This is a genomic window from Simiduia sp. (assembly GCF_058345725.1).
The window spans coordinates 19,697-32,805 of sequence record NZ_JBTUOC010000014.1; the positions used below are offsets into that span (position 1 = coordinate 19,697).

11 protein-coding genes are annotated in these 13,109 nt (G+C 55.8%); 8 read left to right on the forward strand and 3 right to left on the reverse strand.

Going from position 1 to position 13,109, the window contains the following annotated elements; genetic code table 11:
• The first annotated feature begins 18 nt into the window (after positions 1-18).
• Positions 19-1,473 carry a PepSY-associated TM helix domain-containing protein gene (locus ACW8F6_RS03560; RefSeq protein ID WP_491574467.1) on the forward strand — a complete coding sequence of 485 codons (1,455 nt, stop codon included), beginning with the start codon at positions 19-21 and terminating at the stop codon, positions 1,471-1,473.
• Between the two features lie 361 nt (positions 1,474-1,834).
• On the opposite strand, the gene ACW8F6_RS03565 is transcribed toward ACW8F6_RS03560, so the two are convergent.
• The 3 genes from ACW8F6_RS03565 to ilvB form a co-directional block, all read right to left on the reverse strand.
• Entirely contained in the window at positions 1,835-2,866 is a 1,032-nt protein-coding gene (locus ACW8F6_RS03565) for a hypothetical protein (RefSeq protein WP_491574468.1), read from the reverse strand.
• Positions 2,867-4,176: 1,310 nt separating this feature from the next.
• Entirely contained in the window at positions 4,177-4,959 is a 783-nt protein-coding gene (blaOXA, locus tag ACW8F6_RS03570) for a class D beta-lactamase (protein ID WP_491574469.1), read from the reverse strand.
• Between the two features lie 321 nt (positions 4,960-5,280).
• Positions 5,281-7,149, reverse strand: a complete 1,869-nt coding sequence (gene ilvB, locus ACW8F6_RS03575; RefSeq protein WP_491574470.1) for a biosynthetic-type acetolactate synthase large subunit — start codon at positions 7,147-7,149, stop codon at positions 5,281-5,283.
• A 182-nt stretch (positions 7,150-7,331) separates the two neighbouring features.
• On the opposite strand from ilvB, the gene ACW8F6_RS03580 reads away from it, so the two are divergent.
• The 7 genes from ACW8F6_RS03580 (at position 7,332) to ACW8F6_RS03610 (ending at position 13,080) form a co-directional block, all read left to right on the forward strand.
• Entirely contained in the window at positions 7,332-8,003 is a 672-nt protein-coding gene (locus ACW8F6_RS03580; RefSeq protein WP_491574471.1) for a YEATS-associated helix-containing protein, read from the forward strand.
• Between the two features lie 13 nt (positions 8,004-8,016).
• Positions 8,017-10,032 (forward strand): VWA domain-containing protein, encoded by a 2,016-nt coding sequence (locus ACW8F6_RS03585; protein ID WP_491574472.1) that lies wholly within the window; start codon positions 8,017-8,019, stop codon positions 10,030-10,032.
• Between the two features lie 128 nt (positions 10,033-10,160).
• A complete protein-coding gene (locus ACW8F6_RS03590) occupies positions 10,161-10,709 on the forward strand; it encodes a protein tyrosine phosphatase family protein (protein WP_491574473.1) in 549 nt (182 codons plus the stop codon).
• Positions 10,696-11,004, forward strand: coding sequence for an ArsR/SmtB family transcription factor (locus ACW8F6_RS03595; RefSeq protein ID WP_491574474.1), 309 nt, complete (start codon positions 10,696-10,698; stop codon positions 11,002-11,004). Before ACW8F6_RS03590 ends, ACW8F6_RS03595 begins: the two co-directional genes overlap by 14 nt.
• A 22-nt stretch (positions 11,005-11,026) precedes the next feature.
• The gene (locus tag ACW8F6_RS03600) at positions 11,027-11,539 is read left to right on the forward strand and encodes a rhodanese-like domain-containing protein (protein WP_491574475.1); all 513 of its coding nucleotides are present in this window, start codon (positions 11,027-11,029) and stop codon (positions 11,537-11,539) included.
• A complete protein-coding gene (locus ACW8F6_RS03605; RefSeq protein WP_491574543.1) occupies positions 11,539-12,372 on the forward strand; it encodes a sulfite exporter TauE/SafE family protein in 834 nt (277 codons plus the stop codon). The genes ACW8F6_RS03600 and ACW8F6_RS03605 overlap by 1 nt, the downstream gene beginning before the upstream one ends.
• A 21-nt stretch (positions 12,373-12,393) precedes the next feature.
• Positions 12,394-13,080, forward strand: coding sequence for an MBL fold metallo-hydrolase (locus tag ACW8F6_RS03610; protein WP_491574476.1), 687 nt, complete (start codon positions 12,394-12,396; stop codon positions 13,078-13,080).
• Positions 13,081-13,109: the final 29 nt, after the last annotated feature.

A 13,109-nucleotide genomic window follows, 5' to 3' on the forward strand; every position in this document is an offset into this window, starting at 1 on the left:
GGTGTTGGCACGTTGATTATGTTGAAAGAAAAGCTATTGGGCTGGGTAAAGCCGGCCCTTGCCGGTCACCGTTGGGTAGGGATTTTTCTAGGCGCGCTGTTGTACGCCATTTGCCTATCGGGCACGCTGGCGGTGTTTTACGAAGAGATTGAGCGCTGGGAGCAGCCGCTGGCTGAGCCTTATAAAACCGTCGATCCCGCAGCTGCCGAGCGCGGGTTTAACCGCTGGTTTGGCGCCATGAGTGAGCCGGAAGATCACCTCTACCTGGTATTTCCCTCAGAAGCTCTGCCTATGATGAAGGTGGCCGACAGTCAAGCCGGTTACTACCTCACCGCCAACGGCGAACAGGGGCCCCGTGCCTATGATGATTTCTCCCATTTAATTACCGGCTTGCACATTAACCTCCATCTGCCGCAGCGCATTGGCATGATTGTGGTAAGTGCGGCCGGTGCCCTGTTGGTGGGTTTGATCATCTCGGGTTTTTTGTCGCACCCCAGCATCTTGCGCGATGCGTTTCGATTGCGTGTGAATAAAAGCTACCAACTCAGGCAAGTGGATTTGCACAACCGATTAAGTGTGTGGGGCAGTCCCTTTTACTTGATGATTGCCGTAACCGGCGCCTATTTTGGTGGTGCCCTGTTGGTGATGAGTGTGTATGCACAGGTATTTTACGGCGGCGATCAGGAAAAAATTATTGAACAGGCCTTTGGCGCAGAACCCCAAGTCACACAAACCATAGCGGTACCAGAGATTGCCAAGGCTTATACCCAATTGGCGGCATTGTCGCCCGGGGGCAAACCGCTGTTTATGATTTTGCACGACGCCGGTACAGAAAGCGCCTTCATGGAATTTTTTGTACAGCAACCCGGCCGGCTGATTTACTCGGAAAATTTCTCGTTCGATTTGGCGGGCAACTTTATCCAGCGCGATGGATTCTCAGACGGCCCGGCGGCCAAGCAAGTGATCTACTCGGTTTATCGCTTGCACTTTGGCCACTTTGGCGGCTTGTGGGTAAAAGTGCTGTATGTGGTGCTGGGGTTGGGCCTAACGGTGGTGTCGGTATCCGGCATTAACATCTGGCTTGCCAAACGCGGGCGCGCCGACGGGCTGGATCGTCTATGGGCTGGTTTTGTGTGGGGGCTGCCACTGGCGTTGGCACTGAGTGCGCCGGTGCAGGTGTTATTGCACGGGCCAGGTGTGTGGGTATTCTGGTCGAGTTTGGTGGCGTTGTGCGCAGCCACCTGGTACCAGCGCGACGCGCTGACTATCAAGCGCCGCTACCAAGTTGCAATCGGCTGGGTGTTGCTGGCATTGCTGGCGGGCTATAGCGCGCGCTTTGGCAGTGCAGCCTTTGCGGGCGTGGCATTAGCGGTGAATGGCGTACTGCTGCTACTGGCTTTGTGGTGTTTGTGGCGGCGTTTGCCCGCTGGCCCTGCGGAAATATCGACAGTCGTCGCCAAGTCGGAAGCCTAGGTCGAGGGGGATGATGTAATAAAACCGCATTGCGCGGTTTGGTTCAGGTTGGCTAAGGCATTTAATCCAGAAAGTGTGTCCAATGTTGAATCATTATTGGCATTCTATGCCTCAGATTAATAGGTGGATGCAGCATTTACCATTGCAGCGTTAACGACCGCCGACTAGTGAAGTAGGGCTAAGCGCTGTGTAAAAAAGATAACTTCTGCGCGCAAGACGCCGGCGGTGGATCGCTTGACGGGTAGTCGTGCTTTAATCGCTAACGAAAATATCAGAACAAATGCGAGCCATATTGGACAACGCGTGGCCTTAGCTATTTTGTCAAACCACGCATTACATGTCCCGGTTTTAGGGCAATCGCTTAAGCCAATACGTTTGGTGCGGCGGACCAGCCCGCGCTGCCATCAACCGGCCCTGCGGGGAGTGGGTGGTAGACGTGCGGCCCATGGGTGTGCCTGTCAGCTCTGACGATCCACCAGCGGGTAATGCAATCTCTTGGGATCGTCAAAAACACACTTTCGCGGTGCGCAGGCGTATTTAGCACTTCCACACCCGTTCTCGCGCCCACGTTGAGTTCGTAGACATAACCCCTGGGTGCATTGTTGCCCGTGAAATTAGCAAATCCCGGTGGTACTGGGCCCACGGGATTGCCGAGCGCGCGTGCGGCGGGGCCTGCCTGTATGGCCAGTGCTTGGTCGTTGGTTGTTGAAATGGTATCGGTGTTGGCGTTGCCGTCAAACCAGGGTTGGTAATTGGAAAAATGGCCAATGTGCTGGGCGCCAAAACCGGCGCAGTTTGGTACCGCTAGCAATTGTTCAGGGCTGCGAGTATCGCCACGCAGTAGCGGTGCAGCGCCAACGCCGGCGGGCTGTGCGCGGTGAGTGAATATTGCGCCATTTGGAAACTCGTACCAATTGCCGTTGGCGCTATTGGGGAGTGCGATCTCGAGGGCTGACGTCGTATTAACTAGGCCGTTGTGGACTATGGTTGCGCAGGCGTCTTCAGCATAGTGGGCGGAACAGTAGCTCCAGGCTACTTTCCAGTAGAGGGTGCGTACCGCCGGCGCGCGTTGAATGGCTCCACCGCGAGAATGACCGGCATCTAGCCAAGCCCTGCTAGCCCTCAGGACTGCTTCCACGTGAGGGTCAACATTCATCCAAACGGGAAAGGCACCCGCCGTAGCAACGGGCCAAGATTGGCGCAAATTGGCTACGGCCGCATCTAAAGTGCGAATACCCGCCAAGCGGCGACTGGCGCCAGGAACCGCTGAAAAAGTCATAAAGTCGGTCAGAATTTGCTGCATTCCCTCAGAGGAGCACTGGGTTCGCGCATTCGTTGGCTGTACGCGTGCCCGTTCGCGGGCGAGGTTCAATACAGTTTGATTAACGGGCATGGTCACTGTTCCTTGTCGGTAGTTAAAACACCGTAGTGCGGTGTTTTCTGTGGCTAGGTTGAGAGCCGTGTAATGGTGGATGTTGCAGTTCGGTAAATAAGGTGTTGATGTTGTAAATTGGCTATACGTGTCACGCGGTTCTGCGTAGGCGCGCTCGAATCGCCAGCATGCCAATCAACAACCGGGATCTCCATTACCTAGGGCGCCAATTTGAGGGCTTGGGTGCCAGGGTAAGTCTATTGTCTGCTGTACCCATTGACCTCGCGCTCGTGGCTACTAGAGCCCATTTATCTTAGTTGAAAAAATGTGCTCTATAGCAAGATCCTCAGTGAGAGTTGGCTGAATGGCGATGTGTGGTGTGCTTAGTAAAAAATAATGAGCGCGAGAACTACGCTCATGCTTTTACATGTTTACAGCCCTGTTGACCAGCGCTGCGAACACATGCGTTGTATGCCGACACTTTTCCACCACTGACCGAAAATCGGTGCACTCGGGGTCAAGAAGTAGGCATCGTGGGTGCTGGTTAGAATCTGGAGGGTTATACCGCAGGTTCTTGGGGAAGTTTGCAATCGTCGCACCGGTGAACGGGCGGCGCCATGCTTGGTAGAGTCAAATGGAAATGCGCACAGTAGGGAGTTTAGTGTTGTACAGTGTGGTGCTGTTGCTCGGCATCGCTATGTTGTTCAGAGCTTGGCCAACGGATACGGCTTACAAAGTGACATTCCCCCGAGGCGAAATCTCCCCCGTTGTTCGGCTTGCATTAGACAGCATGTATGGCGCAACCGTGGCGAGACAATCTGACAGGGCTAGAGCAGATAACCCCGGTGTTGACGGCTTGCTGAAAATTGTAGAGCGCCCTAAAGTTGAATAGCGTTAACTCGGTGTATCTAATTACCCCGCTTGGCTCGGGCGACAATTTAATGACCATCAGCTTTACGGCCTAAAATATAGGTTGTAATTCCTAGGGGCTCAGTGTGTATTTCATGATTTAACTCTGCGGCAAGTGCGTTAACATTCATTTTTTCGGGTTAAGCCAAAAATCTAAAGCATTTCCAGTAATGCGCCAATGATTTTAACTGGGGCGTTTAATTGAATAATGATATTCCTGGATCTATCGCTGCCTGTTGTCACCTCAATTTTCTCATTGTGTATCGCGACATCGCAGCAAGCACTTAATTTGATGCATGTGAATAGTGTTATAAAAGAAAACCCTTCATGATAATTAATGCCGGATTTGGTCGATGGCTTGGAAGTCAATGCAGTGGGGAATAAAGCGTCTGGATTAATGCGGTTGCTGGATGTGATATCGACTAGAGTACACCGAGTGCCATTAGACTTTCCTTGCCGAGTTGTACGCGAATGCCTGCGTCGGACGCCTTCAAGATGTCTATGTTCATTGCAAAAGTATACGTTTGGCCATCCTTTTGTACCCAGCCAACCCACCATCCGACGCCTGGATCTGGCGCATTCTCCCAGCCAGTTTTTCCATGCAGTTGCCAGTTGTCACCCTGTTCGAGTAGTACAATGTCTCGTACAGTCTGTTGAATGTCTTCGGCTACTGGCAGCTTGCTTTGGGCTAATCTGGCCAGAAATTGTGTTTGTTCGATTGCGCTAATTTGCAAAGGGCCCTGCAGCCAAAAGGTGTCGACGGATGTACCGATATCCTTGTTGCCATAGTCAAGCTTGGCAACAAATTCGTGCATTTTTTCGTGGCCGATACGGCGGGCTAGCGCCTGATAAATCGTCGCGTTTGACAGCGCGATGGCTTCGCGCAGTGCCATGTCTTTTTCCCAGCTTGCGAAGGGTTGTGGTTTGCCGCCGTAGGGCAGCACTTCGTCAACACTCTTTACGGCTCCGACGGACAGGCCAATCAAACTATTCGGAATCTTAAATGTAGAGGCGGGCACGTAGCGCACCGAAGCGCGAGCCTGGTTGTAACCCGAAAACTCTCCGGATTCGACATCATAGAGTACGAAGGTCCCTGTTATACCAGCGCTTTTGAATAGATCGCCAACCTCTGGGCTGTCCTCCCAGCTGGATGCGCAACCTTGCAGAGTAAACAGTGTGACTAGCACAGTTAATAATAACTTCATGGCGTTTACGATTTCACAGTTAATCTAGTCGGTAGGCTGGCGCCGTACCCGCGGGCAGAGTGAGAAATTTGAGCGCATTGTAGGGCAGAAGTTCCAAGATATCACTTACTGTTAAATTTGCGGTAAGTTGAGATTTATGCAGGAGAAAGAGGTGGTCTGCAAGTGGTCGAGACCCTTAGCGAGCCAGCGGGTCATGCATTAATTCTAAACAAAGCGCTGGCTGATTTTAGTGTTGCGAGTGGCGTAACAAAGGGCTTGGACAGTTCGGCTGCACGTCACGGCACACCTACTCCCAAGCCCTTGGACAACAGCGTGAGACCCTTAAATGTTGCTCCCCTGTTGCTCGCGCTTAACGGATTTCAAATCCGCATCCGACATTAAAATATCTTTGTAGGTGCCACCGGCCGGGATCATTGGGTAGACATTTTCCTCGCGGGCAACAATCACATCCAGCAGATAGGGTTGGTCGGGATCGGCTAGCATGCGCTCGAAGGCGGCGGGCAGGTCTTCTTTGCGCACCACCCGCTCGGCGGTAATGCGGTAGCCATCGGCAATGGCTAAAAAGTTCGGGTAGATATCCATATCGTTTTCAGCTTTCACGCGTGTTATTGGGTCTGCCAATGAAGAGCCTGCGCGATTTTTGTTGTAAATCATGTCTTGCCACTGGCGCACCATGCCCAGCCATTGGTTGTTGATGACCACCACTTTGACGCCCAGTTTAAAACGGTGGCAAGTGGCCAGTTCGTGCACGGTCATGTTTAGCGAGCCGTCGCCGTCGATGTCGATGACGGTGCGCGCTGGGTAGGCGGCTTTAGCACCGATGGCGGCGGGCAGGCCGTAGCCCATGGTGCCGAAGCCAGAGCTACTTAAAAACGAACGTGTGCGGGTGCTTTGATAGTGCTGCATGGCCCACATCTGGTGTTGGCCCACACCCAAACTCACAATGGCCTCGCCCTTGGTCATTTCAGAAAGCAAGTGAATGGCGTGTTGGGGGCTGATGGCATCGGATTCTGGCATGGGATAGGGCCAGGCTTTTTTCCACTGTTGTACTTGTGTCACCCAGGGTCGGTTAGTGACTGACGGGCAGTGCGCGAGTAATTGCTCCAGTGCCAGTTTGATGTCGGCGCATACCGGCAGGGTAACGTCTTTGTTTTTGTTGAGTTCATCGCGGTCGATGTCGATGTGAATGATGCGACCCTGCTTAATGAACTCGCTCACCTTGCCGGTAACGCGGTCGTCAAAGCGCACGCCGGCGGCGATGACCAGGTCGGCTTCGTTGATGGCCACGTTGGCGTATTTGGCGCCGTGCATGCCCAAAGTGTGCAGTGCCAGTGGGTGGCCAGGCGGGAAACAGCCGTGCCCCATTAAGGTGGTGGTGACCGGAATTTGTGCGCGACTTGCCAGCTGCAGGAGTTCATCGTGGGCGCCGGCGGCCACGATACCCCCGCCTGCGTAAATGACGGGGCGCTCGGCTTCGCGAATCAGGCGTACAGCCTGTTCCAATTGATTGTCGGTCATACCGGTGGCGGCGGGTTCCGGTGGCTCGATGACCGCAGGCACCCGCGGCGGCGTATAGTTGCCCTCGGGGTCGCGCGGATAGTGCTGTTGGATATCTTTGGGAATGTCGATCAGCACCGGACCAGGACGGCGGCCACCGGCGAGTGCAAAACTTTCGCGTACCACTTCGGGGATGTCGGTGACTTTACCAACCAAGTAGTTCTTTTTAGTGATGGGTTTGGTGACCCCGACAATATCCACTTCCTGAAAGGCATTTTTACCCAACAGGTGCGAGGGTACATTGCCGGTGATGCAGACAATGCCGATGGAATCGCTCATGGCATCGGCAATGCCGGTCACCAGATTGGTGGCGCCGGGGCCAGAGGTGGCCAGGCACACGCCCACGCGGCCTGTGGCACGGGCGTAGCCTTGGGCGGCGTGCACGGCGCCCTGTTCGTGCTCGGTGCGAATACAGCGGATGCCAAACTCGTCCAGAACATCAAAAATTTCCAAGTTGGCACCACCCGGGTAGCCAAACAGCAGCTCGACGCCTTCGGCCCGCAGGGCCTTAGCTAGCAGCTGGGCGCCCCGCAACGCCCCGGCCCGCTGGCAGGCAATAATGTCGGTAATCGCGCCGCCCGATACTGTGCCTTTATTCGCGTAGGTGACGTTATCGACGGGGTGATTACTCATGACATCTGCTCCTTATAAGGTAGAGGGGTGGGGCGGCCGGCCCGACCTGGGAGGCCTTTGCTGCATCTTCTCAAAATTGCGCATAAGGCGATAGCTGCTATAACTAAAGTGACTAACTGCTGCCTTTGGGGTCGACTGTTCGGCAGGGCAAGCGGCTGGCATTACTTTTCAGGGAGAGCGTCATGGCCAACCACATTTTTATTTTGGCATTTGTCATGTTGTTCGCAGGGGTATTCGGCGGACTGATTAATTACTACCAGATGAATCAAAGCGATGATGATCCGGCCAGCTTGCCGCGCTGCATTGTCATGGGCGTGGGTGCTGCGTTTTTGGTGCCGGTTATCCTGAATCTGGTCAACAGCGATTTAATATTGCAGATTCAAGGCGACCCGTCGCGGCTGTTGATCTACACCGGCTACTGTCTGATTGCCGCCGTGGCCTCGCGTCTGGTGATCGTCAATATGGGCGAACGGATTCTGCGCGAAGCAGCCCAGGCCCGCGCTATTTCCGATAACGTGCACCACGATTTGCGGATGATGCAAGAAGAGCTGATGCCGCTAATCGCCACGGAAACTGAGCAGGACCCGGAAGCCGATGGCAATCAGGGGCCGCTGGAATCTGAAATCGAACTGGATGTTACTTCCGCCAAAGTCTTAAAAACCCTAGGGCGTGGGCGCTACATCTTCCGCTCAATGGCGGGCCTGTGCCACGAGGCCAGCGCCGATGAAACTACCATGGCCAAAACCCTGAATGTACTGGTGGCACGCAATTTGGCGGGCAAGGTGAGCGGGTCTAAGGGGGTGCGTTGGTACGTCACCGAAAAAGGCCGCCGCGTGATGGATTTGATTGTTTAATCGAGCGCTCACTATGAAGTTACTGCCGGTATTTGCTGTACTTGGGGCGTTAGTGTTGTCGCCTTGGGCATGGGCGCAAGTGGACAATCAAAAGGCCGATGTGCGCGTCATTATCGACATCTCTGGCAGCATGAAGCAAAACGACCCGGAAAACCTCCGGCGCCCCGCCCTCGACCTGTTGATTAAGATGATTCCGACCGGCAGCAAAGCCGGCGTATGGACCTTTGGCCAATACGTCAACATGCTGGTACCGCACCGAGAGGTGGATCAGCAATGGCGAGAGGCGGCTTCGGCCAAGGTTAACGACGTCAACTCGGTGGGACTGTTTACCAATATTGGCGGTGCGCTGGAGCGGGCCACAAAGGACGGTGGGCCGCCAGAACCCGGTTACACCACCAATGTGATTCTGCTCACCGACGGTATGGTAGATGTGTCGCGCGACCCGAGCGAGAATGCTAAAGAGTGGCGCCGTATTGTGGATAGGGTATTGCCGTCCTTGCAGGGTGCCGACATCCGAGTACACACGGTGGCGCTGTCTGACAACGCCGATCGCGAATTAATGAACGCACTGTCTCTCGGCACCGATGGCATCGCCGCGGTGGCTAATAACGCCAGCGAACTCACCAAAATTTTTATGCGGGCCTTGGCGCAGTCGGCGCCGGCCGATGAGGTGGCACTGGCGGAGAATAAATTTTTAGTGGACTCCAGTATTGAAGAGTTTACTGCGCTGATATTCCGAGCCGTGCCCGAGCAGCAAACGCAATTGTTGTCGCCGGATCAAAAGTTTTATCAGGCGGATACCCAAGACCCCTATATTTCGTGGTTTAGGGCCAGCGACCACGACTTGGTAACGATTAAGCAGCCTATCGAGGGCGAGTGGCTGGTGCGCGCAGACCTGGACCCAGACAGCAAAATTACCATTGTGACCAACTTAAAACTGTTGGTGAAGCCCATGGCCAACAACCTGTTTGAAAGCGAGCAGGTGGCGCTGCAGTTCTTGTTGCAGGACACGGGTAAAACCCTGGCCGATGCGCGCTTTCTGCGGCTGTTGAACATCGAGGCTGAGTTGTTTAAAGACGGCGACGTGATTTGGGCAGAGAAACTTTCCGACGCTTTGCCGCCGGGCGACGGGGTCTACCGCAGGGAGTTGGATAAATTTAATGAAGCCGGTCGCTACCTTTTGCGCTTGCAGGTAGATGGTAAAAGCTTTAGTCGAGAATTTACCCACCACTTTGCCGTGCGCGCGCCGTTTTCAATTGTGCGCGAGCGGCAAGCCAACGGCGATCAGCGCATTCGTGTGAGTGCCAATGGCCAGGCGCTAGACCGCGAGCGCACGGTAGTGGTGGCCAAAGTACGCGAACCCGGCGGCCGGGCCAGCATTCAGCCGCTGGTATTAACGCCCGCCGACAGTTGGGAGCTGACAATCTCGCCAGAGGCCGAGGGGGAGTACGATGTGGACTTGCGCATCAGCGCCGTCGACACCGATGGCGTGAATTTTGACCACCACCCGGAGTCCCTCAGCTTTCAGCATCCGGAGGGGGCCGACCCCTTTGGCGGCGGCCAGCCCGAGCCCACTGTTACGCCGACAGCTGAACCAAGTGCGGCCCCCGAGCCCGCCGACACCCCAGCTGTTGTAGCGGCTGCCCCAGCGGCCGAGTCCAGTGGCAACATGAAAAAATGGCTGCTGTACGGTGCCTTGGCGCTGGGTAATCTGATGATCTTAGGTCTGGCCTATTTCGCTTACCGCACAGTGATGGGTGGCAAAAAATCGGTGGAAGAGGATCTGGATGAGGTGGACGAGCAGGCCTTGGAAGAAGAGCTGGCAGCTGAGTTCACCGATCCACCGCCGCTAGAGGACCTAGGCGGTGATGAAGAGCCGGCGGCCGTGGATCTGGAAAGTGAGTCGGCGGTCGACGATCTGGCAGAAGCGGAAATCCCACCGGAGTTCTCACTGGATGATCTGGCGCCGGGTAAAGACCTGGATGACGACTTGGCCGACGCGCCCGACGATACCCCTCCAAAGGCCTAGCGCCAGTTTTACTCGTGTTTGATCCGGGCCGCTCGCGGTCCCGGGTTGGTGTAGCTATAAATATTAGATTTGACTAAATTAATTAAATCTAATTTAATGGGTAAATGATTGATATTGGCGGAGGCGAGATGACACGCAAAATTCGGTGGGTTAGCGCAATGGGGCAGCCGATAAGGGTGCTGGTATTGAGTCTGCTCTGGGCTGCTTCTAGTTGGGCAGAGCCGGTGGCGGGCGTGACGAACTTTTACCAATACAGCGACCAGCTGGCCACCGGTGGTTTAGTGGCTCCGGCGGCGCTGACTCAACTCAAGGCGCAGGGCTATACCCAGATCATTGATTTGCGCCAGCCCGAAGAGGGCACGGCCAGCGAGGAGGAGGCCGCCAGATCGCTGGGATTGGCGTGGCATGGGCTGCCCACTGGTAGTGAGCTACCCAGTGTCGAACAGTTGGTCAAGCTGGGTGATTTGCTGCAAAACGGCAAAACCTTGGTGCATTGCCGCTCTGGCAATCGGGTAGGTATGAGCTGGGCACTTTTGCGTGCGTCGCAGGGTGTCGCGCTGGAAACTGCTTTAGCGGAAGGGCGCGCCATGGGCATGAAAGCGGCCACCGAAGCGCGAGTTAGGGCAGAGTTGAGTGTGGCGGAAACCCCAGCCGAGGTTGGCGATGATCGAGACTGAGAACGATCTGGCCGCCTTGGCAGAGCACGCAGGTGCCGCCGCGGCACTGCTGAAACAGCTCGCCAATCCCCACCGATTAATGATTTTGTGCACCCTGATAGAGGGCGAGTTGTCGGTGGGCGAGCTCAACCAGCGGGTTCCCCTGAGTCAGTCGGCCCTGTCGCAACATTTGGCGGGCCTGCGCGACGCCGCACTGGTGGCCACTCGCAAAGAGCGACAGTCCGTGTATTACCGATTGCAAGGCGATGAGGCAGTGCGGGTAATCGAAGTACTTAAGCAGTTGTACTGCAATTAACAATGTGTAACGAGGTGTTCCAATGAAACGTATGAGCGCGAGTGAGTTTTCACAAAAGTGGGCCGCCGATCCGTCGCTGGCCGTTGTGGATGTGCGTACCCCCGCAGAATTTAACACTGTGTATCTGCCGGGCAGTACCAATGTACCGGTGAGCGACATTACCGCCGACGCCGTGCACGCAGCCGCCAGCGAGGGCCCTGTGTATCTGATGTGTCGCACGCAAAAGCGCGCCGAAATGGCCTGCGAGAAACTGGGTGATCAGGTGAACTGCGAATTGGTGGTGATTGAGGGAGGGATAGAAAACGTCGATCCCAAGCTGTTGAAACACGGCGAGCGTAAAACCATTGCGCTGGATCGCCAGATGCGCATCACCGCTGGATTAATGGTGCTCATTGGTGTGCTAGGCGGTTTCTTTATTCATCCGGCCTGGTTTGGCCTAAGCGGCTTTGTAGGGGCGGGGCTGATGTTTTCTGGTATTACCGATGCTTGCCCAATGCTCATGGTGCTGGCGCGCATGCCCTGGAATAAGGCTTGATGTTCACGCCCCTCATTATTGGCGCTGCGGTGGGCTTGGTGCTGGGCTTGACCGGTGCTGGCGGCTCGCTATTTGCGGTGCCTTTGCTGATGCTGGGCCTTGGTTTGGCCACCGGCGAGGCCACGGGCTTGGCCCTGGGCGCGGTGGCAGTCAGCGCACTTTGGGGGGTGGTCAGCCGATTGCCTCGGGGCGACATTGTGTGGTTGCCGGCGCTGGTGTTGTCGATTAGCGGCGCCCTATTGGCGCCGGCTGGCCGCCTGCTGGCGGTGCAGTTGCCCGATCAGGTGTTAATGGGTGGTTTTGTGGTGCTGGTATTGTGGGTTGCCGCACGTATGTGGCGCCAGGCTCAGCGCGAACCCGCTGCCGCCAGTGTTACTCGCGCAAGCGCGGGCGCCAAAGTGTCCGAAGCGGAACAACCCCTGTGTCGGTTCAGTCCCAGCGGTCGATTGGAAATGCGGCCCAGTTGCCTCATGGGCATTCTGTTGGGTGGCGCCATCACTGGATTGCTCTCCGGCTTGTTCGGGGTAGGGGGCGGCTTTGTGATAGTGCCGCTGCTGGTGTTGCTGACGGGGCTGAGCATGGGCGCTGCGGTGGCCACGTCGCTGGCGGTGATTGCGGTGGTCAGTACCAGCGGCTTTGCCAGTTACCTGTGGTTGGGCGAGTCGATGAATTACGGGTTGCTGGCGTGGTTGTCGGGCGGCGGTGTGCTGGGCATGATTGCCGGTTCGCTGCTGGCACTTCGATTGGCGGGCCCGCGCCTACAGCGGTTGTTTGTGATCATGATGTTAATCGTTACCGCCGGTGCGCTTTGGTTGCAATGGCGCACGGCGTAAATACACATACGAGGTATTTCCATGATTTTTCGCCAGTTATTTGAGCGTGAAAGCTCGACCTATACCTACTTATTGGCCGATGCTCAAAGTCGCGAGGCATTGCTGATAGATCCGGTGCTGGAGCAGACCGATGGCTATTTGCAGTTGTTGAGCGATCTCAAATTGACCTTGAAATACGCCGTGGATACCCATGTCCACGCAGATCATGTGACCGCTCTGGGGCGTCTGCGCGAGCGCACCGGCGCCAAGACCCTGATGGGTAAGCAGAGCGATGTGGCCTGCGCGTCGGACTGGTTCAGCGAGGGCGATGTGTTGACTGTGGGCGGGCTCAAGGTGCACACATTATTTACACCGGGCCACACAGATGATTCCTACTGCTTCTATATACCCGAGCATAAAATGCTGTTCACTGGCGATACACTGCTCATTCGCGGCACGGGTCGCACGGATTTTCAAAATGGCAATGCCCGCGCCCAGTACCAAAGTTTGCAGCGCCTGCTTGCTCTACCCGGCGACACACAGGTGTGGCCGGCCCACGATTACAAAGGCTGGACCACCAGCACCCTGGCCGAGGAGCAGGCCCACAACCCGCGCCTGCAGGTGGCCGATGTGGAGGCCTACGTGGAACTCATGCACAACCTAAAGTTGCCTAATCCCAAAATGATGGATGTGGCGGTGCCCGCTAACAAGGGCTGCGGCAGGGCCTGACCCGCGAGTCCGGCGGCGGCGTACACAGC